At 61.3% G+C, this 26,072-nt stretch carries 28 protein-coding genes; 19 read left to right on the top strand and 9 right to left on the bottom strand.

Annotation, left to right across the window (positions count from 1 at the left end; genetic code table 11):
- The first annotated feature begins 63 nt into the window (after positions 1-63).
- Positions 64-1,107, top strand: a complete 1,044-nt coding sequence (locus tag AC07VG_RS09750; RefSeq protein ID WP_495020935.1) for an ABC transporter substrate-binding protein — start codon at positions 64-66, stop codon at positions 1,105-1,107.
- A gap of 234 nt (positions 1,108-1,341) precedes the next feature.
- Positions 1,342-2,127 (top strand): class II aldolase/adducin family protein, encoded by a 786-nt coding sequence (locus AC07VG_RS09755; protein ID WP_495020936.1) that lies wholly within the window; start codon positions 1,342-1,344, stop codon positions 2,125-2,127.
- Between the two features lie 181 nt (positions 2,128-2,308).
- Here AC07VG_RS09755 and lpdA read toward each other — a convergent pair whose 3' ends face one another.
- From lpdA to AC07VG_RS09775, 4 genes are read right to left on the bottom strand one after another with little or no spacing between them, the layout of a single operon-like run.
- Positions 2,309-3,697: a dihydrolipoyl dehydrogenase gene (gene lpdA, locus AC07VG_RS09760; RefSeq protein WP_495020937.1), complete on the bottom strand. Its 1,389-nt coding sequence runs from the start codon at positions 3,695-3,697 to the stop codon at positions 2,309-2,311.
- A 2-nt stretch (positions 3,698-3,699) separates the two neighbouring features.
- Positions 3,700-4,980 carry a dihydrolipoamide acetyltransferase family protein gene (locus AC07VG_RS09765; protein ID WP_495020938.1) on the bottom strand — a complete coding sequence of 427 codons (1,281 nt, stop codon included), beginning with the start codon at positions 4,978-4,980 and terminating at the stop codon, positions 3,700-3,702.
- The gene (locus tag AC07VG_RS09770) at positions 4,981-6,036 is read right to left on the bottom strand and encodes an alpha-ketoacid dehydrogenase subunit beta (RefSeq protein ID WP_495004360.1); all 1,056 of its coding nucleotides are present in this window, start codon (positions 6,034-6,036) and stop codon (positions 4,981-4,983) included.
- 3 nt (positions 6,037-6,039) lie between these two features.
- Entirely contained in the window at positions 6,040-7,275 is a 1,236-nt protein-coding gene (locus AC07VG_RS09775; protein WP_495004361.1) for a 3-methyl-2-oxobutanoate dehydrogenase (2-methylpropanoyl-transferring) subunit alpha, read from the bottom strand.
- A gap of 195 nt (positions 7,276-7,470) precedes the next feature.
- Here AC07VG_RS09775 and bkdR point away from each other — a divergent pair, with 195 nt between their 5' ends.
- Positions 7,471-7,959 carry a Bkd operon transcriptional regulator BkdR gene (gene bkdR, locus AC07VG_RS09780; protein WP_103496452.1) on the top strand — a complete coding sequence of 163 codons (489 nt, stop codon included), beginning with the start codon at positions 7,471-7,473 and terminating at the stop codon, positions 7,957-7,959.
- 91 nt (positions 7,960-8,050) lie between these two features.
- Here the strand turns inward: bkdR and csrA are convergent, their stop codons facing one another.
- Positions 8,051-8,242: a carbon storage regulator CsrA gene (csrA, locus tag AC07VG_RS09785; RefSeq protein WP_100940160.1), complete on the bottom strand. Its 192-nt coding sequence runs from the start codon at positions 8,240-8,242 to the stop codon at positions 8,051-8,053.
- Positions 8,243-8,492: 250 nt separating this feature from the next.
- Between csrA and AC07VG_RS09790 the strand changes: the two genes are divergently transcribed.
- Positions 8,493-8,870 carry an SPOR domain-containing protein gene (locus AC07VG_RS09790; RefSeq protein ID WP_495004362.1) on the top strand — a complete coding sequence of 126 codons (378 nt, stop codon included), beginning with the start codon at positions 8,493-8,495 and terminating at the stop codon, positions 8,868-8,870.
- A gap of 178 nt (positions 8,871-9,048) precedes the next feature.
- Here AC07VG_RS09790 and AC07VG_RS09795 read toward each other — a convergent pair whose 3' ends face one another.
- Both AC07VG_RS09795 and AC07VG_RS09800 read right to left on the bottom strand, forming a co-directional pair.
- Positions 9,049-9,738, bottom strand: coding sequence for an endonuclease (locus tag AC07VG_RS09795; RefSeq protein ID WP_495004363.1), 690 nt, complete (start codon positions 9,736-9,738; stop codon positions 9,049-9,051).
- Between the two features lie 4 nt (positions 9,739-9,742).
- The gene (locus AC07VG_RS09800; RefSeq protein ID WP_495004364.1) at positions 9,743-10,021 is read right to left on the bottom strand and encodes a DUF1654 domain-containing protein; all 279 of its coding nucleotides are present in this window, start codon (positions 10,019-10,021) and stop codon (positions 9,743-9,745) included.
- 360 nt (positions 10,022-10,381) lie between these two features.
- On the opposite strand from AC07VG_RS09800, the gene AC07VG_RS09805 reads away from it, so the two are divergent.
- The 9 genes from AC07VG_RS09805 (at position 10,382) to AC07VG_RS09845 (ending at position 18,159) form a co-directional block, all read left to right on the top strand.
- A complete protein-coding gene (locus tag AC07VG_RS09805) occupies positions 10,382-11,341 on the top strand; it encodes a sugar ABC transporter substrate-binding protein (RefSeq protein ID WP_495020939.1) in 960 nt (319 codons plus the stop codon).
- A gap of 57 nt (positions 11,342-11,398) precedes the next feature.
- Entirely contained in the window at positions 11,399-12,952 is a 1,554-nt protein-coding gene (locus AC07VG_RS09810; RefSeq protein WP_495004366.1) for a sugar ABC transporter ATP-binding protein, read from the top strand.
- Complete coding sequence (locus AC07VG_RS09815; protein WP_495004367.1) at positions 12,949-13,926, top strand: ABC transporter permease; 978 nt, start codon at positions 12,949-12,951, stop codon at positions 13,924-13,926. Before AC07VG_RS09810 ends, AC07VG_RS09815 begins: the two co-directional genes overlap by 4 nt.
- Positions 13,927-13,929: 3 nt before the next feature.
- Positions 13,930-14,949 carry a LacI family DNA-binding transcriptional regulator gene (locus tag AC07VG_RS09820; protein ID WP_495004368.1) on the top strand — a complete coding sequence of 340 codons (1,020 nt, stop codon included), beginning with the start codon at positions 13,930-13,932 and terminating at the stop codon, positions 14,947-14,949.
- A gap of 23 nt (positions 14,950-14,972) precedes the next feature.
- A complete protein-coding gene (rbsK, locus tag AC07VG_RS09825) occupies positions 14,973-15,893 on the top strand; it encodes a ribokinase (RefSeq protein WP_495004369.1) in 921 nt (306 codons plus the stop codon).
- The gene (rbsD, locus tag AC07VG_RS09830) at positions 15,890-16,294 is read left to right on the top strand and encodes a D-ribose pyranase (RefSeq protein WP_495004370.1); all 405 of its coding nucleotides are present in this window, start codon (positions 15,890-15,892) and stop codon (positions 16,292-16,294) included. Before rbsK ends, rbsD begins: the two co-directional genes overlap by 4 nt.
- Positions 16,295-16,322: 28 nt before the next feature.
- Positions 16,323-17,351, top strand: coding sequence for a nucleoside hydrolase (locus AC07VG_RS09835; RefSeq protein ID WP_495020940.1), 1,029 nt, complete (start codon positions 16,323-16,325; stop codon positions 17,349-17,351).
- Between the two features lie 4 nt (positions 17,352-17,355).
- Entirely contained in the window at positions 17,356-17,661 is a 306-nt protein-coding gene (locus AC07VG_RS09840; protein WP_495020941.1) for a hypothetical protein, read from the top strand.
- 171 nt (positions 17,662-17,832) lie between these two features.
- Positions 17,833-18,159: an I78 family peptidase inhibitor gene (locus tag AC07VG_RS09845; RefSeq protein WP_495004373.1), complete on the top strand. Its 327-nt coding sequence runs from the start codon at positions 17,833-17,835 to the stop codon at positions 18,157-18,159.
- Between the two features lie 72 nt (positions 18,160-18,231).
- Here AC07VG_RS09845 and AC07VG_RS09850 read toward each other — a convergent pair whose 3' ends face one another.
- Both AC07VG_RS09850 and AC07VG_RS09855 read right to left on the bottom strand, forming a co-directional pair.
- Positions 18,232-18,444 (bottom strand): cold-shock protein, encoded by a 213-nt coding sequence (locus tag AC07VG_RS09850; RefSeq protein ID WP_003179963.1) that lies wholly within the window; start codon positions 18,442-18,444, stop codon positions 18,232-18,234.
- Positions 18,445-18,737: 293 nt separating this feature from the next.
- A complete protein-coding gene (locus AC07VG_RS09855; RefSeq protein WP_495004374.1) occupies positions 18,738-19,037 on the bottom strand; it encodes a hypothetical protein in 300 nt (99 codons plus the stop codon).
- Positions 19,038-19,410: 373 nt separating this feature from the next.
- Between AC07VG_RS09855 and thrS the strand changes: the two genes are divergently transcribed.
- The 6 genes from thrS to pheT all read left to right on the top strand — a co-directional run bounded on the left by thrS (position 19,411) and on the right by pheT (position 26,069).
- Entirely contained in the window at positions 19,411-21,333 is a 1,923-nt protein-coding gene (gene thrS, locus AC07VG_RS09860; protein ID WP_495004375.1) for a threonine--tRNA ligase, read from the top strand.
- On the top strand, positions 21,333-21,884 hold the full coding sequence (infC, locus tag AC07VG_RS09865; protein WP_177103717.1) for a translation initiation factor IF-3: 552 nt from the start codon (positions 21,333-21,335) through the stop codon (positions 21,882-21,884). Before thrS ends, infC begins: the two co-directional genes overlap by 1 nt.
- Before the next feature lie 60 nt (positions 21,885-21,944).
- Positions 21,945-22,139 carry a 50S ribosomal protein L35 gene (rpmI, locus tag AC07VG_RS09870; RefSeq protein WP_002553160.1) on the top strand — a complete coding sequence of 65 codons (195 nt, stop codon included), beginning with the start codon at positions 21,945-21,947 and terminating at the stop codon, positions 22,137-22,139.
- Positions 22,140-22,168: 29 nt separating this feature from the next.
- Entirely contained in the window at positions 22,169-22,525 is a 357-nt protein-coding gene (gene rplT, locus AC07VG_RS09875) for a 50S ribosomal protein L20 (protein ID WP_002553161.1), read from the top strand.
- A 110-nt stretch (positions 22,526-22,635) separates the two neighbouring features.
- Positions 22,636-23,652 (top strand): phenylalanine--tRNA ligase subunit alpha, encoded by a 1,017-nt coding sequence (pheS, locus tag AC07VG_RS09880; RefSeq protein ID WP_495004376.1) that lies wholly within the window; start codon positions 22,636-22,638, stop codon positions 23,650-23,652.
- 35 nt (positions 23,653-23,687) lie between these two features.
- Positions 23,688-26,069, top strand: coding sequence for a phenylalanine--tRNA ligase subunit beta (gene pheT, locus AC07VG_RS09885; protein WP_495020942.1), 2,382 nt, complete (start codon positions 23,688-23,690; stop codon positions 26,067-26,069).
- Positions 26,070-26,072 lie beyond the last annotated feature (3 nt).

A 26,072-nucleotide genomic window follows, 5' to 3' on the forward strand; every position in this document is an offset into this window, starting at 1 on the left:
CACAACAAGAAAATGGATCGCCGCGGGCTTGGGTCCCGGGCGATACCGCACGAGGACTCATCGATGAAATCGAACACCCGCAAGTACGGTTTTTATCCCTTGCTTCTGACGCTGGCCATGGGCAGCGTCCAGGCGGCCCAGGACATGGTGGTGGTCGGCTATGGCGGCGCCGGGCAGAAAGCCCAGGACACGGCGTTCTTCCAGCCTTTCAGCGCCAAGGACGGTAGCAAACTGATCCAGAGCGAATACAACGGTGAAATGGCCAAGATCAAGGTCATGGTCGACACCGGCAGCGTGGACTGGGATGTGGTGCAGATCGAAGGACCGGATTTGATGCGCGGGTGTGACGAAGGCATGTATGAGCGCCTCGACTGGAAGCAGATCGGCCATGCCGACCAGTTGATCCCCGACGCCGCCCAGGAATGCGGCTCGGCGGCGCTGGTGTGGAGTGTCGCCATCGCCTACGACAGCGACAAGCTGGCGCGGGCACCGACCTCCTGGGCTGATTTCTGGGACGTGAAGAGCTTTCCCGGCAAGCGCGGGTTGCGCAAGCGCGCGGTGTATAACCTGGAGTTCGCGCTGATGGCCGATGGGGTCAAGGCCGAGGACGTGTATACGGTATTGAGCACGCCCAAAGGGATCGACCGGGCCTTTGCCAAGCTCGACCAGCTCAAGCCTTATATCCAGTGGTGGGAGGCGGGCGCCCAACCGGCGCAGTGGCTGATGGCCGGCGACGTGGTCATGACTTCGACCTACAGCGGTCGCGTGGCCGCCGCCGCCCAGCAGGGCAGTCATCTGGCCCTGGTCTGGCCGCAGAGCCTGTATGGCATGGATTACTGGGCGATCATCAAGGGCTCGAAACACATCGACCAGGCCAAGCGCTTCATTGCCTTTGCCAACCAGGCCGATGCGCAGGTCAACTACGTGCGGCAGATTCCCTACGGTCCGACCAATACCCAGGCCGCCGCGCGGCTGGATCCGAGCCTGGCGAAGTGGGTGCCAACGGCACCGCAGAACCTCAAGGGCGCATTGTCGATGAACGTGGCGTTCTGGATCGACCATGGCGAGGAGCTTGAAGAACGTTTCAATGCCTGGGCAAGCAAGTAAAGTAGCGGCAGCCGGGCAATGTCTATCGGTTAAGGACAGTGACCGTGGGAGTGCTGCTTGTCGGATTGCCGCACCGCGCGAAGCTTTTAGCGGCCTCAAGGGCCTCTTCGCGAGCAAGCTCTGCTCCCACCAAGACGGTGTTCGGCCTTAATTGATCGGCATTGAGGGCCGTCGGGCGCCTTTGGGCGTGCCGGCGGCCTGATTCGATCCATCCTGCCTGAGGGAGTCATCCGCTTGAACGATTTTTTGCACACGGCTGCCGCGCCGGCGGTTATCGAGCGTCAATTGCGCGAGCAACTGGCGGCCTGTTATCGGTTGATTGCGCACTTTCGCATGACCGACCTGATCTTCACCCATATCTCCCTGCGCTTGCCGGGGCCTGACCATCATTTCCTGATCAACCCTTATGGGCTGATGTTCGAGGAGATCACTGCGTCGAGCCTGGTGAAGATCGGCCTGGACGGGCGGGCGGTGGAGGACTCGCCGTATCCGGTGAATCCGGCCGGGTTTGTGATTCACAGTGCGATTCATGCCGCACGCACGGATGCGCAATGCGTACTGCACACCCATACCCGCGCGGGTTGCGCGGTGGCGGCGCTCAAGTGCGGGCTGTTGCCGGTGAACCAGATTTCCATGGAGTTCTTCGGGCGCACGGCTTATCACGACTATGAAGGCGTGGCGCTGGATATGGACGAGCAGGCGCGGCTGGTCGACGACCTGGGTGACAAGTCGGTGATGCTGCTGCGCAACCATGGTTTGCTGACGGTCGGCGAGAGCGTGGCCCAGGCGTTTTTCCGCATGTATTACCTGGAAAAGGCCTGCGAGATTCAGATTGCAGCCCAGGCATGTGGGGAGTTGGTGTTGCCGTCGGACGCGGTGTGCGCCCATACCGAGCGGCAGTTCAACGACCCGGGGCGGCCGGTGGCGGAGGGACAGTTGACTGACCCGGATGCCATGCAGCTGGCGTGGGCGGCAATGTTGCGGTTGTTGGATCGGGTGGCCCCGGATTATCGGGACTGACGTTTTATGTGGGAGGACGCTGGCCCCGCTTTTGTGGGAGCGGAGCTTGCCCGCGAAGAACGATAACGCGGTGTCTCTGATACTCCGCAGCGTTCTCACGATTCGCGGGCAAGCTCCGCTCCCACAGTGTTGTCAGGGCCAGCTCTATACATTTCCTCGAATAGGGCTGGATCAGCGGAGTTTAGAGATGCAACGCATGCCCCAACGCCCGTAGCGCCGCTTCCTGCACCGCTTCACCCAAGGTCGGGTGGGCATGGATGGTCCCGGCGATATCCTCCAGGCAGGCGCCCATTTCCAGGGACTGCCCGAACGCCGCCGCCAGTTCCGAAACCCCAGCCCCCACCGCCTGCCAGCCGACAATCAGATGATTGTCACGCCGCGCCACCACCCGCACGAAACCGCTTTTCGATTCCAGGGTCATGGCCCGTCCATTAGCGGCAAACGGGAAGCTCGACACCAGGCAATCCAGCCCGGCGGCCTTGGCCTCTTCCGGCGTTTTACCAACCACCACCAACTCCGGATCGGTAAAGCACACCGCGGCAATTGCCGTCGGATTGAACTCGCGATGCTGACCGGCAATCAGCTCGGCAACCATCTCGCCCTGGGCCATGGCCCGGTGCGCCAGCATCGGTTCGCCAGTCAGGTCGCCAATCGCCCAGACATTGCGCATGCTGGTCTGGCAGCGGTTGTCGATCTTGATCGCCGCGCCGTTCATCTCCAGCGCCAGGGCTTCAAGGTTCCAGCCCTGGGTCCGCGGCTTGCGTCCCACGGCCACCAGCACCTGGTCGGTCACCAGTTGCAGGGTTTCACCCTGGGGATCGCGCACCGACAGGCTGCTCGACGCCGCATCGAAACCTTCGACGCTATGCCCCAGATGTACGGTAATACCCAGGGCCTTGATCGACTCGGCCACCGGCTGGGTCAGTTCACGGTCATAGGTCGGCAGGATCCGCTCACGGGCCTCGACCACCGTGACTTCGGCCCCCAGCTTGCGGTAGGCAATCCCCAGTTCCAGGCCGATATAACCGGCGCCGACCACGGTCAGGCGCTTGGGAATCGAAGTCGGCGCCAGCGCTTCGGTGGACGAAATAATCGCCCCGCCCATCGGCAGCATTGGCAGGTTCACCGTCTGCGAGCCGCTGGCCAGCAGCAGGTGCTCGCACTGGATACGCAGGCCATCGACCTCGACATGCTTGCCGTCGATCACCTTGGCCCAGCCATGGATCACCTTGACGCCATTCTTCTTCAGCAGCGCCGCGACGCCGCTGGTCAATCGGTCGACAATCGCGTCCTTCCACTCGACGCTCTTGCCGATCTCCAGGGTGGGTGCCGACACCTTGATCCCCAGTGGCGAGGTGTTGCCACTGTAGCTTTGGGTGGTATGGAACTGCTCGGCGACATGGATCAGCGCCTTGGACGGAATGCAGCCGACATTCAGGCAGGTGCCGCCCAGCGCCTGGCCTTCCACCAGCACGGTGGGAATGCCCAGCTGGCCGGCACGAATTGCCGCGACGTAACCGCCGGGGCCGCCGCCGATGATCAACAGGGTGGTGTTTTGGGTCTGTTGCATGATCACTCCACAAACAGGCAGGCGGGTTGTTCGAGCAAGCCGCGAATGGCCTGGATGAATTGGGCCGCGTCCATGCCGTCGACCACACGGTGATCGAAGGAGCTGGACAGGTTCATCATCTTGCGGATGACGATCTGGCCCTTGATGACCATGGGCCGCTCGACAATGCGATTGACCCCGACAATGGCCACTTCCGGCAGGTTCAGCACCGGCGTGCTGACAATTCCGCCCAACGCCCCGAGGCTGGTCAGGGTGATGGTCGAGCCGGACATCTCCTCGCGACTGGCCTTGCCACTACGGGCGGCCTGGGCCAGGCGGTTGATCTCGTCCGCGGTGCCCCACAGGTTGAGGCTCTCGGCGTGGCGCACCACCGGCACCATCAGGCCGCCGTCGGTCTGCGCGGCAACGCCGACATGCACCGCGCCATGGCGGGTGATGACCTGGGCCTCGTCGTCGTAACGCACGTTGATCTGCGGAAAATCCCGCAGGGCCACGACCATCGCCCGCACCAGGAACGGCAGCAGGGTCAGCTTGCCGCGGCTGTCGCCGTACTTGTGGTTGAGGTGGACGCGCAGCTCTTCCAGGGCAGTGACATCCACTTCCTCGACATAGCTGAAGTGCGCGGCGCGGCGCTTGGCGTCCTGCATGCGCTGGGCGATCTTGCGGCGCAGGCCGATCACCGGGATCTGCTGTTCGTCGGTGCGCTTGGCATAGCTGGCGACGGCCGGGGCCGGCTGCTCGCCCTGGGCCAGGTAAGCGTCGAGGTCGTCGTGCAGGATGCGCCCGGCCGGGCCGCTGCCGTGGACAAAACGCAGTTCGATACCGGCATCCCAGGCGCGTTTGCGCACGGCGGGAGAGGCCAACGGACGCTCGTCGGCGGCACGGGCCACGGGGGCCGGGCGTGGGGTGGCGGCGCTGGTCGGGGCCGGTTTGGCGACGGGCTTGCTCGCTGCTTCAGGTTCGGCAAGCGGCTTTTCCGCGACGGCCACGGGCGCTGCTTTCGGTGCCGGTGTTTCAGTGCCTTCGCGCAGGTTGCCGGCGCCTTCCACTTCAATGCTGATCAGCACACTGCCGACCGCCATGACTTCACCGGGCACACCGCCCAGGGAAATTACCTTGCCGTGGACCGGCGAGGGAATATCGACCATGGCCTTGTCGGTCATGACGTCCGCCAGCACCTGGTCTTCGACCACCAGGTCGCCGACCTGCACGTGCCACTGCGACAGTTCGACTTCTGCGATGCCTTCGCCAATGTCCGGCATCTTGATGATATGAGTACCCATTCAGACCTCCATGACCCGTTTCAAGGCCGCACCGACGCGCACCGGACCGGGGAAATAAGCCCATTCCTGTGCGTGGGGGTAGGGCGTGTCCCAGCCGGTGACGCGCTCGATCGGCGCTTCCAGGTAATGGAAGCAATGTTCCTGGACCAGGGCGATCAGCTCGGCACCGAAGCCGCAGGTGCGAGTGGCTTCGTGGACGACGACACAACGACGGGTTTTCTTCACGGAATTGACGATGGTTTCCAAATCCAGCGGCCAGAGGCTGCGCAGGTCGATGACTTCGGCGTCGACCCCGGTTTCCTCGGCGGCGGCCTGGGCCACATAGACGGTGGTGCCGTAGGTGAGGATGGTCACCTCGCTGCCCGGGCGGACAATGGCGGCGCAGTCCAGCGGCACGGTGTAATAGCCCTCGGGCACGGCGCTGGCCGGGTGCTTGGACCAGGGCGTTACCGGACGCTCGTGGTGGCCGTCGAACGGGCCGTTGTACAGGCGCTTGGGCTCAAGGAAGATCACCGGGTCATCGTTTTCGATGGCGGCGATCAGCAGGCCCTTGGCGTCGTAGGGATTGGACGGCATCACCGTGCGCAGGCCGCAGACCTGGGTGAACATCGCCTCCGGGCTCTGGCTGTGGGTCTGGCCGCCGTAGATGCCGCCGCCGCAGGGCATACGCAGGGTCATTGGCACGGTGAACTCACCGGCGGAGCGGTAGCGTATCCGCGCCGCTTCCGAGACAATCTGGTCGGAGGCGGGGTAGAAGTAGTCGGCGAACTGGATTTCCGCCACCGGGCGCAGGCCGTAGGCGCCCATGCCGACGGCGACGCCGACAATGCCGCTTTCCGAGATCGGTGCGTCAAACACCCGCGAGGTGCCGTACTTGCTCTGCAGGCCTTCGGTGCAGCGAAACACGCCGCCGAAGTAACCGACGTCCTGGCCGAACACCACTACGTTGTCGTCGCGCTCGAGCATCACATCCATGGCCGAGCGCAGGGCCTGGATCATGGTCATGGTGCTGGTGGCCACGGCGTTCTCCGTTTGCAGTTTGCTGTGATCGTTCATGGCTTATAACCCCAATTCCTGACGCTGCCGCCGCAAGTGCTCGGGCATGTCCTTGTAGACGTCCTCGAAGATGGTCGCGGCGCTGGGCATCTGCCCGCCGGCCAGGGTGCCGAACTGTTCGGCTTCCTTTTGCGCGGCGATGATCTCGGCTTCCAGTTCGGCGCTGACCGCGGCGTGTTCTTCTTCGGACCACTGGCCGATGGCGATCAGGTGCTGCTTGAGGCGCATGATCGGGTCGCCCAGGGGGAAGTGGCTCCAGTCGTCGGCGGGACGGTACTTGGACGGGTCGTCGGAGGTGGAATGCGGGCCGGCGCGGTAGGTAACCCACTCGATCAGGGTCGGCCCGAGGTTGCGTCGGGCCCGTTCGGCGGCCCAGGTGGAGGCCGCGTAGACCGCGATAAAGTCATTGCCGTCGACCCGCAGCGAGGCGATGCCGCAGCCCACGCCACGTCCGGCGAAGGTGGTGGCTTCACCGCCGGCGATGGCCTGGAAGGTGGAGATTGCCCACTGGTTGTTGACCACGTTGAGGATCACCGGGGCGCGGTAAACGTGGGCGAAGGTCAGGGCGGTGTGGAAGTCCGACTCGGCGGTGGCGCCGTCGCCGATCCAGCCGGACGCGATCTTGGTATCGCCCTTGATCGCCGAAGCCATGCCCCAGCCGACGGCCTGGACGAACTGGGTGGCCAGGTTGCCGGAAATGGTGAAGAAGCCATGGTCACGCACTGAGTACATGATCGGCAGTTGCCGGCCCTTGAGCGGATCGCGCTCGTTGGACAGCAGTTGGCAGATCATGTCCACCAGCGGCACTTCCCGGGCCATCAGGATGCTCTGCTGGCGGTAGGTGGGGAAGCACATGTCATCGAGGTTCAGGGCCAGGGCCTGGGCGCTGCCAATGGCTTCCTCGCCAAGGCTCTGCATGTAGAACGACATTTTTTTCTGGCGCTGGGCAACCACCATGCGCGTGTCGAAGATACGGGTCTTGAGCATGGCGCGCATGCCCTGGCGCAGGATCGCCAGCGGCACGCCTTCGGCCCAGGGGCCAAGGGCCTGGCCCTGGTCGTCGAGCACGCGGATCAGGCCTTTGGCCAAATCGGCGGTGTCGGCGGGTTCGACGTCGATCGGGGGCTTGCGGACCTGGCCGGCATCGGTCAGGCGCAGGTAACTGAAGTCTGTCTTGCAACCCGGACGGCCTGAAGGTTCAGGAACGTGCAGGCGCAGCGGTGCGTACGCTGAGGTCATGGCTTTCTACGCTCTATCTTGTGAATTTCTTGTAGTGGGCGCGCGAGCTGGCAATTATTCCCTGGGTAAGGGAAATCTTGTCCTACAACAATCATAGGCCGGACGAAGAAGAATATTTCTCTCTGTTTCGTTGCGCTTAAGATGATTTGCAGATAAAAAATCTGCATAACCATAAAAAGCAGGTGTTTTTATCTCATGCGCAAACTGGATCGCACCGACATCGGGATTCTCAACAGCCTTCAGGAGAATGCCCGCATTACCAACGCCGACCTCGCCCGTTCGGTCAACCTGTCGCCGACGCCGTGCTTCAACCGGGTCAAGGCCATGGAGGAACTGGGGCTGATTCGCGAGCAGGTGACCTTGCTCGATCCGGAATTGCTCGGCCTGCACGTCAACGTGTTTATCCATGTCAGCCTGGAAAAACAGGTGGAAGAGGCGTTGCAGCATTTCGAGGCGGCGATTGCCGATCGGCCGGAGGTGATGGAGTGCTACCTGATGGCCGGTGATCCGGACTATCTGATCCGCGTGCTGGTGCCGACGATCCAGGCGCTGGAGCGCTTTATGATGGATTTTCTGACCAAGGTGCCGGGGGTGGCGAACATCCGCTCGAGTTTTGCCCTCAAGCAGGTGCGCTACAAGACGGCGCTGCCGTTGCCGGCGGGCGGTCTGATCCTGGGGAGTTGAAATAACGCGCGCGGTTGAGCAAGCAGCGAGGAGAGGGGGGAGCTTTCGTCAGCCGCGACCCTGAAAACGGCGGGCTGACGAGGGAGCAGGCTTACTTTGGTTCTTTATCACCGGCCGAGAGTCCGGCCTGGATGCGCTGGTAAATCTCTTCACGGTGCACGGCAACGTCCTTGGGAGCGTTGATGCCCACCCGGACTTGCTGGCCGCTAACGCCCAGAATCGTGATCGTGATGTTGTCACCGATGTTGATGCTTTCACCGACTTTGCGGGTGAGTATCAGCATGTCTTTCTCCTTGAATGTTACTAAGGTGCCTTTCTCAGGCATTCCTGGCTTAGGTCTTACACACAGAATACCGCTAAGTGCATCCGAACGGGTGGTTCATTACAGACGTCATTTCATTCTATTTAATTCCCCAGAGTCGGAAAATCGTCGGTAATTCAGCCTGATAAGACCGCCACAGCCAGTGGAACGAGGTTAAGACAGGCTGCAAGGTGATAAAATCACATTAACTGATCATTACGGGAGACGCGTTGTGCGCAGAATAGCAGTGATGGTGGCACTCGTGGTGCTGGCGGGGTGTGGTGATGGGTCGGGAAACAAGGTCGAACCGGCGAAAGTGACCGTGGCACCGGTCGCGGTAGCGCCTGTGGGCGGCTGGGATCTGCTGATCAAGGATGACAAGAGCAAGGCCCTCACCGACTGGACCGCCTGGCTGATCGAGCACGGTTATCCGTTCAAGATCCTCGATAACGGCAAGGTCATTGCCGGACCGTTCGCGACCAAGGAGATTGCCGAGCAGAAAAAGGCGCAGTTGGCCGACAAGCAGAACATGGACTCCGAGGTGGTGGAGCACCAGGCGCCTGCCGATAGCCCAGCGCAAACGACCGCTGCGCCGGCGCCGGGCTATTGAACCCTGGCCGCTTGCGGACACCCCGATACTCGCGCTGAAACACGCCTCTGTAGGAGCTAGCTTGCTGGCGATAGCGGTTGTTCAGGCGACGGAGATGTCGACTGTCAGACCGCAATCGCCAGCAAGCTAGCTCCTACAAGGTTGTGTTTCAGCGCAGGGGATAGACGTGCCTGAAGGCTCAGCCGCAGGCCTTGAGGTTCACCGGCCCGACAAAGCCGTTGCCGTGACCCATGACGCAGGCCACGCTCTGGTTGCGCTGGCGCTCCCAGGCCTGGACCGGGTAGGTCTTGTTCCAGGCTTCATACAACTGGCGATCCTGTCTCGACAGGCGCAGGCCGTACTGCTTGCTCATGTAGAAATAGGTCCGCGCGATCATTCCGCGAATCGACGGGCGTGGCATGACCTTCTTGGCCTTGAAGTCGACCTGGGTCAGGCAGGAACCGTATTGGCCTTTCTGCACCGGCAACCAACCAAAGCTGAAGTTGCTGCGGTCGCCGTTGACCTCGCCGATGCTCGGCACCAGGTTGTGCAGGTCGGCCTCGGCCTTTTTGTAGGTCGCATCGTTCTGGCTGCAGTTCTTGCGTCCGCCCTGTTGCCAGCACTGACGCTGATGACCGATCTGCCAGGCCGGGACAATGTGTTCCCACTCGATGCGCGCGGCGCGCTGGGCATTTTTGCGCGGTACATACCCGCAGGCCTCCAGGTCGACCCGGTTACCGTTGTACTTGCAGCCGCAATAGAACTCCGTGGACTGCCGGGCGTAGAGCTTCCAGGCGACTTTCTTGGCTTCGGCGAAGGTGCGGGGCGCATCGGCCTGGGCCGGCAAAACACAGAAAAAACACAGCAAGGCGATAAAGCGGACAATCATTGGTTCAGTCTTCCTTCGGTACAACCCAGAAAATTTGCACGCCACCGTCGTCGCGGTAGGCCAGGGTGACGTTGTCGTTCTCGGCGATTTCCTCGAGCAGTTGCTCCCACTCGTCCAACGGTTCGTCCGGCAGGCGAAAGAGCAGGGCGGCCTTGGCTTTCTGGGCGTTCGGCGAGTTGATGATTTTCTGGACGCGCAGGCCCATGCGTTCGTAAGTGCTGGGAGCAGCGGAGGCGGAGGTTGAGTTGGCCACGGAACAATCCTTAATTAGCTGTACGTGCATACAGTATTTAACTGTAAGTCATTTCGCAACTGTCAGGGAATGGTGAGGTGCGTCTGACAACGCTTTTTGCGATTTGGTGTGTGCCAATCGAAAAAATAATCAGATTTTACAGCGGGATGCGTAGCCCGTCGGCCAGCCTCGGGGCTAAGGAAGCGGGGAATCCTGGTTCGACCCGGTGGGGATTTTCGTGATTGTCAGACCGGCGACTATGCTGTGACAGACCGTTGACAAATCGACGGAAGGTTCGCATAGTTGGATGACGCAAACGTTTGCGCGAACTGTTTCCAGGGCTGTGCACACGCATTTCCCGTCACGCTCCTGGCGTTGCTCACAACAATCATAAGATCCGGAGTAAACCCCATGAAGTTGCCATTCGCTGGACGCCTTCTTGCTGTCGCCGTACTTGCCGCCGCCTCCGCCACCCTGCCGCTGTCCCAGGCCTTCGCCGCCGACGCTGCCGCCAAACCCAAGGTCGGCCTGGTGATGAAATCCCTCGCCAACGAATTCTTCCGCACCATGGAAGACGGCGCCAAGGACTACCAGAAAGGCCACAGCGCCGATTTCGAGCTGATCTCCAACGGCATCAAGAACGAAACCGATACCACCGCGCAGATCGACATCGTCAACCAGATGATCGTCTCCAAGGTCAACGCCATCGTGATCGCCCCGGCCGACTCCAAGGCCATGGTCTCGGTGATCAAGAAAGCCAAGGATGCCGGGATCGTCGTGATCAACATCGACAACCAGCTCGACGTCGGCGTGCTGAAAAGCAAAGGCATCGAAGTGCCCTTTGTCGGTCCTGACAACCGCAAGGGCGCGCGCCTGGTCGGCGAGTACCTGGCCAAGCAGCTGAAAGCCGGTGACGAGGTCGGCATCATCGAAGGGGTGTCCACCACCACCAACGCCCAGATGCGCACCGCCGGTTTCACCGATGCGATGAAGGTCGGGGGCATGAAGATTGTCTCCGTGCAGTCCGGCGACTGGGAAATCGACAAGGGCAATGCGGTTGCCTCGGCGATGCTCAACGAATACCCGAACCTCAAGGCGCTGCTCGCCGGCAACGACAGCATGGCCCTGGGCGCCGTCTCCGCTGTGCGCTCGGCGGGCAAGGCCGGCAAGGTACAAGTGGTCGGCTATGACAATATCAATGCCATCAAGCCGATGCTCCAGGACGGTCGTGTGCTTGCCACCGCCGACCAGTTCGCCGCCAAGCAGGCGGTGTTCGGCATCGAAACCGCGCTGAAAGTCATCAAGGGCGAAAAAGTCGACAGCAAGGACGGCGTGATCGAAACCCCGGTCGAGCTGGTCCTCAAGAAGTAAACCTCTCGCCGTTCAATGGTGCCCGCTCGTCCTGAGCGGGCGCATGGAGACTTTCCTATGTCATCTTCCGCTCCGAACGCTGTCCTGTCGGTCAGCGGTATCGGCAAGACCTACGCGCAACCTGTCCTCAGCAACATCGACCTGACGTTGCTGCGCGGCGAAGTGTTGGCGCTGACCGGTGAAAACGGTGCCGGCAAAAGCACGCTGTCAAAGATCATCGGCGGGCTGGTCACGCCGACCACCGGGCAGATGCTGTTCAATGGCCGCGCTTATACCCCGGGCAGTCGGACCCAGGCTGAAGAGCTGGGCATCCGCATGGTCATGCAGGAACTCAATCTGTTGCCGACATTGTCCGTGGCGGAAAACCTGTTTCTCGATAACCTGCCCAGCCACGGTGGCTGGATCAGTCGCAAGCAGTTGCGCAGTGCCGCCATCGAAGCCATGGCCCAGGTCGGCCTCGATGCCATCGACCCGGACACCCTGGTCGGCGAACTGGGTATCGGTCACCAGCAGATGGTGGAAATCGCTCGCAACCTGATCGGCGATTGCCATGTACTGATTCTCGACGAGCCGACCGCGATGCTTACCGCCCGCGAAGTCGAAATGCTCTTCGACCAGATTGCCCGCCTGCAAGCCCGTGGCGTGGCGATCATCTATATCTCCCACCGGCTTGAAGAACTGGCCCGGGTCGCCCAGCGTATTGCGGTGTTGCGCGACGGCAACCTGGTCTGCGTCGAGCCGATGGCCAATTACAACAGCGAGCAACTGGTCAACCTGATGGTCGGCCGCGAGCTGGGCGAACATATCGACATGGGCGTGCGCACGATCGGCGCGCCGGCCCTGACCGTCAACGGCCTGAGCCGTGGGGACAAGGTGCTCGACGTCTCGTTCGAAGTGCGCGCCGGTGAAATCTTCGGCATTTCCGGCCTGATCGGCGCCGGTCGCACCGAGCTGCTGCGGCTGATCTACGGCGCCGATATCGCCGACAGCGGTACGGTGGGCCTTGGTCCGTCGGCGCGCGTCGCGGACATTCGTTCGCCGGTCGATGCGGTGCGCCATGGCATCGCCCTGATCACCGAGGACCGCAAGGGCGAGGGGCTGCTGCTGACGCAATCGATCAGCGCCAATATCGCCCTGGGCAATATGCCGGCGATTTCCAGCGCCGGCCTGGTCAACGGGCGTGACGAGTCGGCGCTGGCACAGCGTCAGATCGATGCCATGCGCATTCGCAGTTCGAGTCCCGATCAACTGGTGTCCGAGCTGTCCGGTGGCAACCAGCAGAAGGTGGTGATCGGTCGTTGGCTGGAGCGCGACTGCGCGGTGTTGCTGTTCGATGAGCCAACCCGAGGGATCGACGTCGGCGCCAAATTCGATATCTATGCCTTGTTGGGCGAACTGACCCGCCAGGGCAAGGCACTGGTGGTGGTGTCCAGCGACCTGCGCGAGCTGATGCTGATCTGCGACCGCATCGGCGTGCTCTCGGCCGGCCGCCTGATCGAGACCTTCGAGCGTGATAGCTGGACCCAGGATGAGTTGCTTGCCGCCGCGTTCGCCGGCTACCAAAAACGTGATGCGCTGCTCCACGAAGCGGCGCCCAGGAATACCTTATGAAAACTGCACCTGCTGCCGGCAAGACCTCGCGTCACTTCTATGGCCTGGGCACCTACCTGGGCCTGGCGGGCGCCTTGCTCGCCATGATCATCCTGTTTTCCAGCCTGAGCAGTCATTTCCTCTCCTATGACACCTTCAGCACCCTGGCCAACCAGATTCCCGACCTGATGGTGCTGGCGGTGGGCATGACCTTCGTGTTGATCATCGGCGGCATCGACCTGTCGGTGGGTTCGGTCTTGGCCCTGGCGGCTTCGGCAGTCAGCGTGGCGATGCTCGGTTGGGGCTGGGGGGTGTTGCCGGCCTCGGTGCTGGGCATGGGCTGCGCGGCGTTGGCCGGCACCGTGACCGGCTCGATCACCGTGGCCTGGCGCATTCCGTCGTTTATCGTGTCTCTCGGCGTGCTGGAAATGGCCCGGGGCCTGGCCTACCAAATGACCGGCTCGCGCACCGCCTATATCGGCGACTCGTTCGCCTGGCTGTCGAACCCGGTGGCCTTTGGCATTTCGCCGTCGTTCATCATCGCCTTGCTGGTGATCATCGTCGCCCAGTTGGTGCTGACGCGGACCGTGTTCGGCCGTTACCTGATCGGCATCGGCACCAACGAGGAAGCCGTGCGCCTGGCGGGGATCAATCCCAAACCGTACAAGATCCTGGTGTTCAGCCTGATGGGCCTGCTCGCCGGTGTCGCCGCGCTGTTCCAGATTTCGCGCCTGGAAGCGGCGGACCCGAATGCCGGTTCCGGCCTGGAGCTGCAAGTGATCGCCGCCGTAGTGATCGGCGGTACCAGCTTGATGGGCGGTCGCGGTTCGGTGGTCAGCACCTTCTTCGGTGTGCTGATCATCTCGGTGCTGGCGGCGGGGCTGGCGCAGATCGGCGCCACCGAGCCGACCAAACGTATCATCACTGGCGCGGTGATCGTGATCGCGGTGGTACTCGATACCTACCGCAGTCAACGCGCCCGTCGGCGGGGCTGAGGCATGGCAACCATCAAGGATGTGGCGGCGTTGGCCGAGATTTCGTACACCACGGTGTCCCATGTGCTGAACAAGACGCGGCCGGTCAGCGAAAAGGTGCGGCTCAAGGTCGAGGCGGCCATCGCCCAGCTCGACTATGTGCCCAGCGCCGTGGCGCGCTCGTTGAAAGCCAAGACCACAGCGACCATCGGCCTGCTGGTGCCCAACAGCCTCAACCCGTACTTCGCCGAGTTGGCGCGGGGCATCGAGGATTACTGCGAGCGCAACAACTACTGTGTGATCCTCTGCAACTCCGACGACGACCCGGACAAGCAGCGCAGCTACCTGCGGGTGCTGCTGGAGAAGCGGGTCGACGGCCTCATCGTTGCTTCCACTGGCGGCGACGACAGCTTTGCCGACGGTTTGGCGGCGGTGCGCACGCCCATGGTGATTGTCGACCGGGGCATTGCCGGGATCGAAACCGATCTGGTGCGCATTGACCACGAAGAGGGCGCTTACCTGGCCACCCGGCACTTGCTGGAGTTGGGGCATCGGGCGATCGCCTTTATCGGCGGTCCGGCCGATACCAGTGTGGCGCAGATGCGTCTGGCCGGTTATCGGCGAGCGCTGGAGCAGGCGGCGGTGCAGGTGCCCGAGCGCTGGGTGGTGGAAAGCGATTTCACCAGCACCGGCGGTTATCAGGCGGCGGCCTTGCTCCTGGCGCAGGACCCGCCCAGCGCGATCTTCGCCGGTAACGACATGCTCGGCATCGGCGTATTGCGCGCGGCGGCGGAACGCAATGTCCGCGTGCCCAGCGAGCTGTCGGTGATCGGCTTCGACGATATCCAGATGAGCCGCTATGTCTACCCGGCGTTGACCACGGTCGGCCAGTCGATTCTGCAACTGGGGGAAACCGCGGCTGAAATGCTCTTGAACAGAATCGCCACGCCACTGCTGGCGGTTGACCGGCGGATCGTGACACCAAGTATTGTCCTGCGCGAATCGACGGCCCGGGTGCCGGGCGTGTTTGCGCAATACCGCTGAATCGAATTGATGGGTACTGATGTATGCAAGCAAAAGTAGTGGTGGTGGGCAGCCTCAACATGGACCTGGTCACCCGCGCCGAACGCCTGCCGCGGGCGGGTGAGACCCTGGTGGGTCAGTCGTTCGCCACGGTCTCTGGCGGCAAGGGCGCGAACCAGGCCGTGGCGGCCGCGCGCCTGGGTGCCACGGTGTCGATGATCGGCTGCGTGGGTGACGATGCCTACGGTGCGCAACTGCGCGATGCGCTGCTGGTCGAGGGCATCGATTGTCAGGCGGTCACGGTGGCGCCGGGTGTGTCCAGTGGTGTCGCGCTGATCGTCGTCGATGCCAGCAGCCAGAACGCCATTGTCATCGTTGCTGGCGGCAACGGTTGTCTTTCCCCCGAGGTGCTCAAGGGCTTCGATGCGCTGCTCCAGGAGGCGGATGTGATCATCTGCCAATTGGAGGTGCCGATGGAAACCGTCGGCTACGCCCTCAAGCGTGGGCGCGAGCTGGGCAAGATCGTGATTCTCAACCCGGCGCCGGCCAGCGCGCCGCTGCCGGCCGACTGGTACGCCTCGATCGACTACCTGATTCCCAATGAAAGCGAAGCCTCGGCCCTGAGTGGCCTGCCGGTGGACTCCCTGGCGAGTGCCCGGGCGGCCGCCACCCAGTTGATAGCCGCCGGGGCCGGGAAGGTGATCGTCACCCTTGGTGCTCAGGGCTCGTTGTTCGCCGATAGTCAGGGTTCTGCGCATTTCCCCGCGCCCAAGGTCAAGGCCCTCGACACCACGGCGGCCGGCGACACCTTTGTCGGCGGTTTTGCCGCGGCGCTGGCCCAAGGGCAAAGCGAGGCCGAGGCGATTCGCTTCGGCCAGGTTGCGGCGGCGCTGTCGGTGACCCGTGCCGGTGCCCAGCCGTCCATTCCCCACTTGTCCGACGTACAAGGTTTCAAATCGCCATGAAAAAAACACCTTTGCTCAATATTGCCCTGTCGCGCCTGATCGCCTCCCTGGGTCATGGCGACATGCTGGTGATCGGCGACGCCGGTCTGCCGGTTCCGCCGGGCGTGGAACTGATCGACCTGGCCCTGACTCAGGGCATTCCCGATTTCATCAGCACCCTGCGCACAGTGCTCAGTGAAATGCAGGTCGAGAGCCATGTGCTGGCCGAGGAAATCCTGCTCAAGCGGCCAGCGGCCCTGGAACACCTGGAGGCGCTGAACGCCGAGGGCGCCATGGGCCAGCGCCGGCTGCTCAGCCATGAAGAATTCAAAGTGCTCAACCGTCAGGCCAAGGCTGTCGTGCGCACCGGCGAATGCCAGCCTTACTGCAACATCGTGCTGGTGGCCGGCGTTACGTTTTGACTGTTCTTTCTTGCACAAGGAGTGCGCCATGCAACGCTATGCTCAGATCTTGCAATGTTGGTTTCGGAGTCTGCTGATTTTGTCCTTCCTCACGGCTACAGGCGCCCAGGCGGCGGAAAAAATCGACCTGATCATCGACACCGACCCGGGGGCCGACGACGTGGTGGCGCTGCTGTTCGCCCTGGCTTCGCCGCAGGAGCTGCAGATTCGCGCGCTGACCACCGTGGCCGGCAACGTGCGCCTGGACAAGACCTCGCGTAATGCTCGCCTGGCCCGCGAGTGGGCAGGGCGCGAAGACGTGCCGGTATATGCCGGTGCGCCCAAGCCGCTGCTACGCACACCGATCTATGCCGAGAATATCCACGGCAAGGAAGGCCTCTCCGGGGTCACCGTGCATGAACCCAAGGCGCCTCTGGCCAAGGGCAACGCGGTCAGCTACCTGATCGAGACCCTGCGCGCGGCCAAGCCCCACAGCATCACCATCGCCATGCTCGGGCCGCAGACCAACCTGGCGCTGGCCTTGATCCAGAACCCCGAGATCACCCAGGGCATCAAGGAAGTGGTGGTGATGGGCGGTGCGCATTTCAACGGCGGCAATATCACCCCGGTGGCTGAGTTCAACCTGTTCGCCGACCCCCAGGCCGCCGAAGTGGTGCTCAATAGCGGTGTCAAGCTGACCTACCTGCCTCTGGACGTGACCCACAAGATCCTCACCAGCGACGAGCGCCTGAAGAGGATCGCGGCACTGAACAACAACGCCAGCCAGGTGGTCGGTGATATCCTCAACGAATACGTCAAGGGCGACATGGAACACTACGGTATTCCTGGCGGCCCGGTACACGACGCCACCGTCATCGCCTACCTGCTCAAACCCGAGCTGTTCAGCGGACGTCAGGTCAACATGCTGATCGACAGCCGTGAAGGTCCGACCTTCGGCCAGACCATCGTCGACTGGTACGACGGCCTGAAGCAGCCCAAGAACGTGTTCTGGGTCGAGAATGGCGATGCTCAAGGCTTCTTCAACTTGCTGACAGAGCGTCTGGCACGCCTTAAGTGATTACATGCAAATCGATCTGAACAACCCCGGCAGCCTGACCCTGGACGCGGTGCGCCAGATGCTCGCGGCGGCCAGCGATGAGGTGCATACCCAGCTGCGCGTGACGCGCTCGGGGCTGGCCTATATTTCCTCGGGGATTGTCGGTGGCGCGCAGATCGACGACCTGCTGTTCCGCCTGGAAACCTGGGCGGCCGGCTCCGGCTACGTCGGCAAGGTTGCGGCCGCCGACGAGGTCTGGGTCATGCAGGTGTTCAATGCCCTGAAGCAGAACTGGCCCAACCCGCCCTTCGATTACATCGACGTCTACTGAGCGACAGCGCTCGTTCATATTCAGTCACGATTCCCCGGAGAAGTCCTCCGGCAGGTCAGGCAGACTTGTCGACTGCGGCTGTCGGAATCGGATGATCTGGCACCTTGCGTGCAACCAATGCCGCAAATCGCGGTCGCACGCACTCTACTTATTTTATTTGAAGGAGGCTTCATGCCTTGGAAGCTTGCATCCCTGGGGACGCTGTTGGCCCTATCGGTACTGGCGGGTTGCACCACCTCCGAGTCCTCCGCGGCTAAAGCGCCAGCCAAGGACTCGGGCACCCAGACCCCCTACGATCGCTGCGAAGCCAAAGGCGCCGATTTCACCATCGGCCAGACGGCCTCCGCCGCATTGCTGGAGCAGGCCCGCAGCCGTAGCGGCGCGCAGAGCGCGCGGGTCCTGGGGCCTAACGACATGGTGACCCTGGAGTACCGTTCGGACCGTCTGAACCTCAACACCGACAGCAGTGGCAAAATCATTCGCGCCAACTGCGGCTGAGGCCTTCGGGCTTTTGTAGCGCCCATAAAAAACCCCGTCGCATGGACGGGGTTTTTTCAGTTCGCGGAAAACTTACTCCGGACGAACCTGTGCAGCTTGCATACCCTTTTGGCCTTTCTCAGCCACGAAGGAAACGGTCTGGCCTTCTTTCAGGCTTTTGAAACCGTCGCTTTCGATAGCTTTGAAGTGTACGAACAGGTCGTCACCGCCACCTTGAGGAGTGATGAAGCCGAAGCCTTTTTCATCGTTGAACCATTTTACGGTGCCGGTTTGGCGATTAGACATGGTGTATCTCCAAGAAACATATATTTTCAGTAGTACTGTGCTGCTCAGGCCAACTGGGCACACAGGGCTATCATAGTCGAAATGTTCGACTTGGGAGCCCCCCCCAGCAGCGGTTTGCCCGTCAGTCGCGCTTTCTTTAGCCGCTTTATTGGCTGGAGGCCCCGGTTTTAAAGGCTTTCACTAGAAACGACAGCCCCTAAAAAAACCCATAAAAGCTGCGTAAAGATTGATAAAAATCACCTTTTCGGGCGGTTTTCACCCGATCTGAGGCGCAAAAGTCCCAGGGTGGCGGGTTACTTCTGCACCTTGCAGACGGCGATTTCGTTCAAGGCGCGGGTCTGTAGGTCCGCAGGGGCCGGCGTCTTGGCGTTCATCAGTTGGGTAATTTCCTGGGTGGTGAATTTCTTCTCCAGAACATCGGCGCCGCAGGTGCAATGCTGCTTGGCGACGGTGGCGTTGACGCTCTGGCTGGCCGCGCCAACGCAGTCTTTCATGTAGCTGGCTTTGGCGCCGGCGGGCCAGGCGGCCTGTGCGCTCAGTGGCAACAATAGGGCGAGCGGGGCGGCAAAGGCGAAAAGATGAATCAGGCGCATGTTCGAATACTCCTTGAAAACGGGTGAATACCATGTTGCTTGGCATTTGAGGGGCAGAGCGGGGGGCAAGTTCACCCCGGGGCACAAAACCCCCGCGACTTTAGCAGTTTGTGAACGAGGCGATGACCGTTCATCTGTGCTAGCATCCCCGACTTGGTTATTTTTGGTATTGCAGTCGTGTTTCGCGCTCGATACCGTGCCATCAAACCTTTTTTTGAACTCCAGTCACTCTGGTTCGTTTCCGGTTGGCCTTACGGCTCCTGCCACTGTGCGGCAGGCGTTTTTCATTAAACGGCTGGACGAGTCGCGTACTGGCTGCTCATCCCAACCCACGTGACCTTTGGTAGGGGTCACCACTAGGAGAGGAGGCGCCATGCCCACTATTACTCTTCCCGACGGCAGTCAACGTTCGTTCGATCACCCGGTTTCCGTAGCCGAGGTCGCCGCTTCCATTGGTGCTGGCCTGGCCAAGGCCACCGTGGCCGGCAAGGTCAACGGCAAGCTGGTCGACGCTTGCGACCTGATCAACAGCGACGCCACCCTGCAAATCATCACGCCCAAGGACGAAGAGGGGCTGGAGATCATTCGCCACTCTTGCGCGCACCTGGTTGGCCACGCGGTCAAGCAGCTGTACCCAACGGCGAAAATGGTCATCGGTCCGGTCATCGATGAAGGCTTTTACTACGATATCGCCTACGAGCGTCCGTTCACCCCGGACGACCTGGCCGCGATCGAGCAGCGCATGCAACTGCTGATCGAAAAAGACTACGACGTGATCAAGAAGGTCACGCCGCGCGCCGAAGTCATCGACGTGTTCACCCAGCGTGGCGAAGACTACAAGCTGCGCCTGGTCGAGGACATGCCGAACGAGCAGGCCATGGGTCTGTACTATCACGAAGAATACGTCGACATGTGCCGTGGTCCGCACGTGCCGAACACGCGCTTCCTGAAATCCTTCAAGCTGACCAAGCTGTCCGGCGCCTACTGGCGCGGCGATGCCAAGAACGAACAGCTGCAGCGCGTCTATGGCACCGCCTGGGCCGACAAGAAGCAACTGGCCGCTTACGTTCTGCGTATCGAAGAAGCGGAAAAACGCGACCATCGCAAGATCGGCAAGCGCCTGGGCCTGTTCCATACCCAGGAAGAAGCGCCGGGCATGGTGTTCTGGCACCCGAACGGCTGGACCCTGTACCAGGTGCTCGAGCAGTACATGCGCAAGGTGCAGCGTGACAACGGCTACCTGGAGATCAAGACCCCGCAAGTGGTCGATCGCTCCCTGTGGGAGAAATCCGGACACTGGGCCAACTACGCCGAAAACATGTTCACCACCCAGTCGGAAAGCCGCGACTACGCCATCAAGCCGATGAACTGCCCGTGCCACGTACAGGTGTTCAATCAGGGCCTGAAGAGCTACCGCGAGCTGCCGATGCGCCTGGCCGAGTTCGGTGCCTGCCACCGTAACGAGCCATCGGGTGCGCTGCACGGCATCATGCGCGTGCGGGCTTTCACCCAGGACGACGCCCACATCTTCTGCACCGAAGAGCAGATGCAGGCTGAATCCGCGGCGTTCATCAAGCTGACCATGGATGTCTACGCCGACTTCGGCTTCAAAGACATCGAAATGAAGCTGTCTACCCGCCCTGAAAAGCGCGTGGGTTCCGACGAATTGTGGGATCGCGCCGAAAGCGCACTGGCTGCCGCGCTCGACAGCGCCGGCCTGCCGTACGACCTGCAGCCGGGCGAAGGCGCCTTCTACGGTCCGAAAATCGAATTTTCGCTCAAGGACTGTCTCGGTCGCGTGTGGCAGTGTGGTACCCTGCAGCTCGATTTCAACCTGCCGATCCGTCTGGGCGCCGAATACGTGTCCGAAGACAACAGCCGTAAGCACCCGGTCATGCTGCACCGGGCGATCCTCGGCTCCTTCGAGCGTTTCGTCGGGATTCTGATCGAACACTACGAGGGTGCGTTCCCTGCCTGGCTGGCGCCAACCCAGGCCGTGATCATGAATATCACGGACAAGCAGGCTGATTTTGCCCTCGAAGTGGAAAAAACTCTGGCCGAAAGCGGATTTCGTGCCAAGTCCGACTTGAGAAATGAAAAGATCGGCTTTAAAATCCGCGAGCATACTTTGCTCAAGGTTCCCTATCTTTTGGTTATCGGAGATCGGGAAGTCGAGATGCAGACTGTCGCTGTGCGTACTCGTGAAGGTGCTGACCTGGGCTCGATGCCCGTCGCCCAGTTCGCCGAGTTCCTCGCGCAAGCGGTTTCCCGGCGTGGTCGCCCAGATTCGGAGTAATTACTATTAAGCGTGAAATGAGACAAGATAAACGAGCTGCACCGAAGGCCCCGATCAACGAGAATATCTCGGCACGCGAGGTTCGGTTAATTGGCGCTGATGGCGAGCAGATTGGCATCGTCTCGATTGATGAAGCGCTTCGGATTGCCGAAGAAGCCAAACTGGATCTGGTGGAGATTTCCGCCGATGCAGTGCCACCCGTCTGCCGGGTGATGGACTACGGCAAGTCGATTTTCGAAAAGAAAAAGCAAATTGCTGCTGCGAAGAAAAACCAGAAGCAAGTGCAGGTTAAAGAAATCAAGTTTCGTCCAGGGACGGAGGAAGGGGATTACCAGGTAAAACTGCGCAACCTGGTACGTTTCCTGAGTGATGGGGACAGGGCCAAGGTTTCCTTGAGATTCCGCGGTCGTGAGATGGCCCACCAGGAGCTGGGGATGGAACTCCTCAAGCGGGTTGAAGGTGACCTGCTCGAGTACGGTTCGGTCGAACAGCATCCTAAGATGGAAGGACGCCAGCTTATTATGGTCATCGCCCCGAAAAAGAAGAAGTAACCACCAGGGCACGGCAGGCCTTGCGGTTATGTTTATCAACTGAATGCGGAGTATCCGAACATGCCAAAGATGAAAACTAAAAGTGGTGCTGCCAAGCGGTTTCTGAAAACTGCTAACGGCATCAAGCACAAGCACGCTTTCAAGAGCCACATCCTGACCAAAATGTCGACCAAGCGTAAGCGTCAACTGCGCGGTAGCAGCTTGCTGCATCCGTCTGACGTGGCAAAAGTCGAGCGCATGCTGCGCCTTCGTTAATTTTGGTTCAAGAATAGAGGAAGTAACTCATGGCTCGTGTAAAGCGTGGCGTCATTGCCCGTAAGCGTCACAAAAAGATTCTGAAACTTGCAAAAGGCTACTACGGCGCTCGCTCGCGCGTATTCCGTGTTGCCAAGCAAGCGGTCATCAAGGCAGGCCAATACGCCTACCGCGACCGTCGTCAGAAAAAACGTCAGTTCCGCGCTCTGTGGATCGCTCGTATCAACGCCGGTGCACGTGTTAACGGTCTGTCCTACAGCCGTTTCATCGCTGGCCTGAAAAAAGCGTCCATCGAGATCGACCGTAAGGTTCTGGCTGATCTGGCTGTGAACGAAAAAGCTGCGTTTGCTGCGATTGTCGAGAAAGCTAAAGCCACCTTGGCTTAAGTACCCCCCGACAATCACTGGGCCTTGCCTTTGTGAGGCCCGGTGTTAAACGTCATAAATAGGGGAAGAGCCTTAAAGCTCTTCCCCTATTTCGTATCTGGAGTCTGTACATGGAAAACCTGGACGCGCTGGTCTCTCAAGCTCTCGAGGCTGTGCAAAGCGCTGAAGATATCAATGCCCTGGAGCAAATCCGGGTTCACTACCTTGGCAAGAAAGGTGAATTGACTCAGGTGATGAAGACCCTGGGCAGCTTGCCGGCAGAAGAGCGACCGCAAGTCGGTGCGCTGATCAACGTCGCCAAGGAGCGTGTCACAGAGGTTCTCAATGCGCGCAAGGCGTCGTTCGAGGAGTCGGATCTCGCCGCCAAACTCGCCGCCGAGTCCATTGACGTGACCCTGCCTGGCCGCGGCCAGACCTCCGGCGGACTGCATCCGGTTACCCGGACTCTGGAACGTGTCGAACAATTCTTCACCCACATCGGCTACGGCATCGCCGAAGGTCCCGAGGTGGAAGACGATTACCACAACTTCGAAGCGCTCAACATCCCAGGCCATCACCCGGCCCGGTCGATGCATGACACCTTCTATTTCAATGCCAACATGTTGCTGCGCACCCATACCTCGCCGGTTCAGGTCCGCACCATGGAATCGAAAAAGCCGCCGATCCGCATCGTCTGCCCAGGCCGTGTGTACCGTAGCGACTCGGATATCACCCACTCGCCGATGTTCCACCAGGTCGAAGGCCTGCTGGTCGATCGCGACATCAATTTTGCCGACCTCAAAGGCACCATCGAAGAGTTCCTGCGGGTGTTCTTCGAAAAGGAACTGGCGGTGCGTTTCCGTCCGTCCTACTTCCCGTTCACCGAGCCGTCCGCTGAAGTCGACATGGAATGCGTGATGTGCAGTGGTAAAGGCTGTCGCGTCTGCAAGCAGACCGGCTGGCTGGAAGTCATGGGCTGCGGCATGGTTCACCCGAACGTGCTGCGCATGTCCGGGATCGACCCGGAAGAGTTCCAGGGCTTTGCCTTCGGCATGGGCGTTGAACGCCTGGCCATGCTGCGTTACGGCGTGAACGACTTGCGCCTGTTCTTCGACAACGACTTGCGGTTCCTCGCGCAATTTCGCTAGGTCGCGACCCGTAACGAATCTATTAGGAGAGCAGGATGAAATTCAGTGAACAATGGCTGCGTGGCTGGGTAAGCCCGCAAGTGAGCCGCGACGAGCTGGTTGCTCGTCTGTCCATGGCCGGTCTTGAGGTCGATAGCGTGACGCCGGCCGCTGGCGCGTTCAGCGGCGTGATCGTCGGTGAAGTCCTCAGCACCGAACAGCACCCGGATGCCGACAAACTGCGCGTGTGCCAGGTCAGCAATGGTTCGGAGACCTTCCAGGTGGTCTGCGGCGCGCCGAATGTGCGCCCGGGCCTGAAGATCCCGTTCGCGATGATCGGTGCCGAGCTGCCGGGCGACTTCAAGATCAAGAAAGCCAAGCTGCGGGGCGTCGAGTCCAACGGCATGCTCTGCTCGCAAGCCGAGCTGCAGGTCGGTGAAGGCAATGATGGCCTGATGGAGCTGGCAGCTGATGCGCCGGTCGGCGAAGACATTCGTGTCTACCTGAGCCTGGACGACGCCAGCATCGAGGTCGACCTGACCCCGAACCGTGGCGACTGCCTGTCCCTGGCTGGCCTGGCCCGTGAAGTCGGCGCGCTGTATGCCGCTCCGGTCACCCGCCCGGTGGTACCGGCCGTACCTGCCGTGCATGACGAAGTCCGTTCGATCGAAGTCCTGGCGCCGGCCGCTTGCCCGCGTTACCTGGGTCGCGTTATCCGTAACGTCGACCTATCGAAGCCGACCCCGCTGTGGATGGTCGAGCGCCTGCGTCGTTCCGACGTGCGCAGCATCGACGCCGCCGTCGACATCACCAACTACGTGATGATCGAGCTGGGCCAGCCGCTGCACGCTTTCGATCTTTCCGAGATCAATGGCGGCATCCGCGTGCGCATGGCCGAAGAGGGCGAGAAGCTGGTGCTGCTCGACGGTCAGGAAGTCACCCTGCGTAGCGATACCCTGGTGATTGCCGACCACACCCGCGCCCTGGCGATTGCCGGCGTGATGGGGGGCGAGCACAGCGGCGTCAACACCGCGACCACCCGCGACATCTTCCTCGAAAGCGCGTTCTTCGATCAGATCGCCGTCGCTGGCAAGGCCCGCTCCTATGGCCTGCACACCGATGCCTCGCACCGCTACGAGCGTGGCGTGGACTGGCAACTGGCCCGTGAAGCCATGGAGCGCGCCACTGGCCTGCTGCTGGAAATCACCGGTGGCGAAGCCGGCCCGATCATCGAAACCGTCAGCGAAGCGCACCTGCCTTCCATTGCCCCGGTGACCCTGCGTGCCGAGCGCATCACCCAGATGTTGGGCATGGAGATGGACGCGCCGCAGGTCGAGCGCCTGTTGTCCGGCCTGGGCCTGGGCATTGTTGCCAGCGGAGCAGGGCAGTGGCAGGTAGAAGTGCCAAGCCATCGCTTCGATATCAGTCTGGAAGTCGACCTGATCGAAGAACTGGCGCGTCTGTACGGCTACAACCGCCTGCCGGTTCGCTACCCGCAAGCTCGCCTGGCGCCACAAGCCAAGGCTGAAGCCCGTAGCAACCTGCCTGAGCTGCGTCGCCTGCTGGTGGCTCGCGGTTACCAGGAAGCGATTACCTACAGCTTCATCGATCCGAAGCAGTTCGAACTGTTCAACCCGGGCGTCGAGCCGTTGCTGCTGGCCAACCCGATCTCCAACGACATGGCGGCCATGCGCTCGTCCCTGTGGCCGGGTCTGGTCAAGGCGTTGCAGCACAACCTGAACCGTCAGCAGGATCGCGTGCGCCTGTTTGAAAGCGGCCTGCGTTTTGTCGGTCAACTGGAAGGCCTGAAGCAAGAGCCGATGCTGGCCGGTGTGGTTTGCGGCAGCCGTCTGCCGGAAGGCTGGGCACAGGGTCGCGACACCATCGACTTCTTCGACGTCAAGGCTGACGTGGAAGCGCTGCTGGGCTTTGCCGGTGCACTGGATTCGTTCACCTTCGTGCCGGGCAAACACCCTGCGTTGCACCCGGGTCAGACCGCGCGCATCGAGCGGGAAGGGCGTCTGGTCGGCTTTGTCGGCGCAATCCACCCCGAATTGTCGAAAACCCTCGGTCTCGACCGTCCGGTTTTCGTTTTCGAGCTGGTACTGGCTGAAGTGGCCTTGGGAAAAATGCCTAAATTCAGCGAGCTGTCGCGTTTTCCTGAAGTGCGTCGTGACCTGGCGTTGCTGGCGGACAAGGGCGTGGCTTCCAGTGCCGTGTTGGACGTAATTCGTGAAAATGCAGGTGAATGGCTCACAGAGCTCAGGCTCTTTGACGTCTATGAGGGTAAAGGTATTGATCCGCATAGAAAAAGCCTTGCAGTTGGCTTGACCTGGCAGCATCCATCGCGCACTCTTAATGACGATGAGGTGAATTCCACGACGCAAAATATCCTCACCTCGCTCGAAACCAGGTTGAACGCCACGTTAAGGAAGTGACGT

It is taken from the genome of Pseudomonas sp. GW821-FHT03C07 (assembly GCF_059420925.1).

Coding starts and splice junctions, on each gene's coding strand:
- AC07VG_RS09750 (WP_495020935.1), top strand. CDS start 64: ATGAAATCGAACACCCGCAAGTACGGTTTTTATCCCTTGCTTCTGACG.
- lpdA (WP_495020937.1), bottom strand. CDS start 3,697: ATGCAACAGACCCAAAACACCACCCTGTTGATCATCGGCGGCGGCCCC.
- AC07VG_RS09765 (WP_495020938.1), bottom strand. CDS start 4,980: ATGGGTACTCATATCATCAAGATGCCGGACATTGGCGAAGGCATCGCA.
- AC07VG_RS09770 (WP_495004360.1), bottom strand. CDS start 6,036: ATGAACGATCACAGCAAACTGCAAACGGAGAACGCCGTGGCCACCAGC.
- AC07VG_RS09775 (WP_495004361.1), bottom strand. CDS start 7,275: ATGACCTCAGCGTACGCACCGCTGCGCCTGCACGTTCCTGAACCTTCA.
- bkdR (WP_103496452.1), top strand. CDS start 7,471: ATGCGCAAACTGGATCGCACCGACATCGGGATTCTCAACAGCCTTCAG.
- csrA (WP_100940160.1), bottom strand. CDS start 8,242: ATGCTGATACTCACCCGCAAAGTCGGTGAAAGCATCAACATCGGTGAC.
- AC07VG_RS09795 (WP_495004363.1), bottom strand. CDS start 9,738: ATGATTGTCCGCTTTATCGCCTTGCTGTGTTTTTTCTGTGTTTTGCCG.
- AC07VG_RS09800 (WP_495004364.1), bottom strand. CDS start 10,021: ATGCACGTACAGCTAATTAAGGATTGTTCCGTGGCCAACTCAACCTCC.
- AC07VG_RS09805 (WP_495020939.1), top strand. CDS start 10,382: ATGAAGTTGCCATTCGCTGGACGCCTTCTTGCTGTCGCCGTACTTGCC.
- AC07VG_RS09810 (WP_495004366.1), top strand. CDS start 11,399: ATGTCATCTTCCGCTCCGAACGCTGTCCTGTCGGTCAGCGGTATCGGC.
- AC07VG_RS09815 (WP_495004367.1), top strand. CDS start 12,949: ATGAAAACTGCACCTGCTGCCGGCAAGACCTCGCGTCACTTCTATGGC.
- AC07VG_RS09820 (WP_495004368.1), top strand. CDS start 13,930: ATGGCAACCATCAAGGATGTGGCGGCGTTGGCCGAGATTTCGTACACC.
- rbsK (WP_495004369.1), top strand. CDS start 14,973: ATGCAAGCAAAAGTAGTGGTGGTGGGCAGCCTCAACATGGACCTGGTC.
- rbsD (WP_495004370.1), top strand. CDS start 15,890: ATGAAAAAAACACCTTTGCTCAATATTGCCCTGTCGCGCCTGATCGCC.
- AC07VG_RS09835 (WP_495020940.1), top strand. CDS start 16,323: ATGCAACGCTATGCTCAGATCTTGCAATGTTGGTTTCGGAGTCTGCTG.
- AC07VG_RS09840 (WP_495020941.1), top strand. CDS start 17,356: ATGCAAATCGATCTGAACAACCCCGGCAGCCTGACCCTGGACGCGGTG.
- AC07VG_RS09845 (WP_495004373.1), top strand. CDS start 17,833: ATGCCTTGGAAGCTTGCATCCCTGGGGACGCTGTTGGCCCTATCGGTA.
- AC07VG_RS09850 (WP_003179963.1), bottom strand. CDS start 18,444: ATGTCTAATCGCCAAACCGGCACCGTAAAATGGTTCAACGATGAAAAA.
- AC07VG_RS09855 (WP_495004374.1), bottom strand. CDS start 19,037: ATGCGCCTGATTCATCTTTTCGCCTTTGCCGCCCCGCTCGCCCTATTG.
- thrS (WP_495004375.1), top strand. CDS start 19,411: ATGCCCACTATTACTCTTCCCGACGGCAGTCAACGTTCGTTCGATCAC.
- rpmI (WP_002553160.1), top strand. CDS start 21,945: ATGCCAAAGATGAAAACTAAAAGTGGTGCTGCCAAGCGGTTTCTGAAA.
- rplT (WP_002553161.1), top strand. CDS start 22,169: ATGGCTCGTGTAAAGCGTGGCGTCATTGCCCGTAAGCGTCACAAAAAG.
- pheS (WP_495004376.1), top strand. CDS start 22,636: ATGGAAAACCTGGACGCGCTGGTCTCTCAAGCTCTCGAGGCTGTGCAA.
- pheT (WP_495020942.1), top strand. CDS start 23,688: ATGAAATTCAGTGAACAATGGCTGCGTGGCTGGGTAAGCCCGCAAGTG.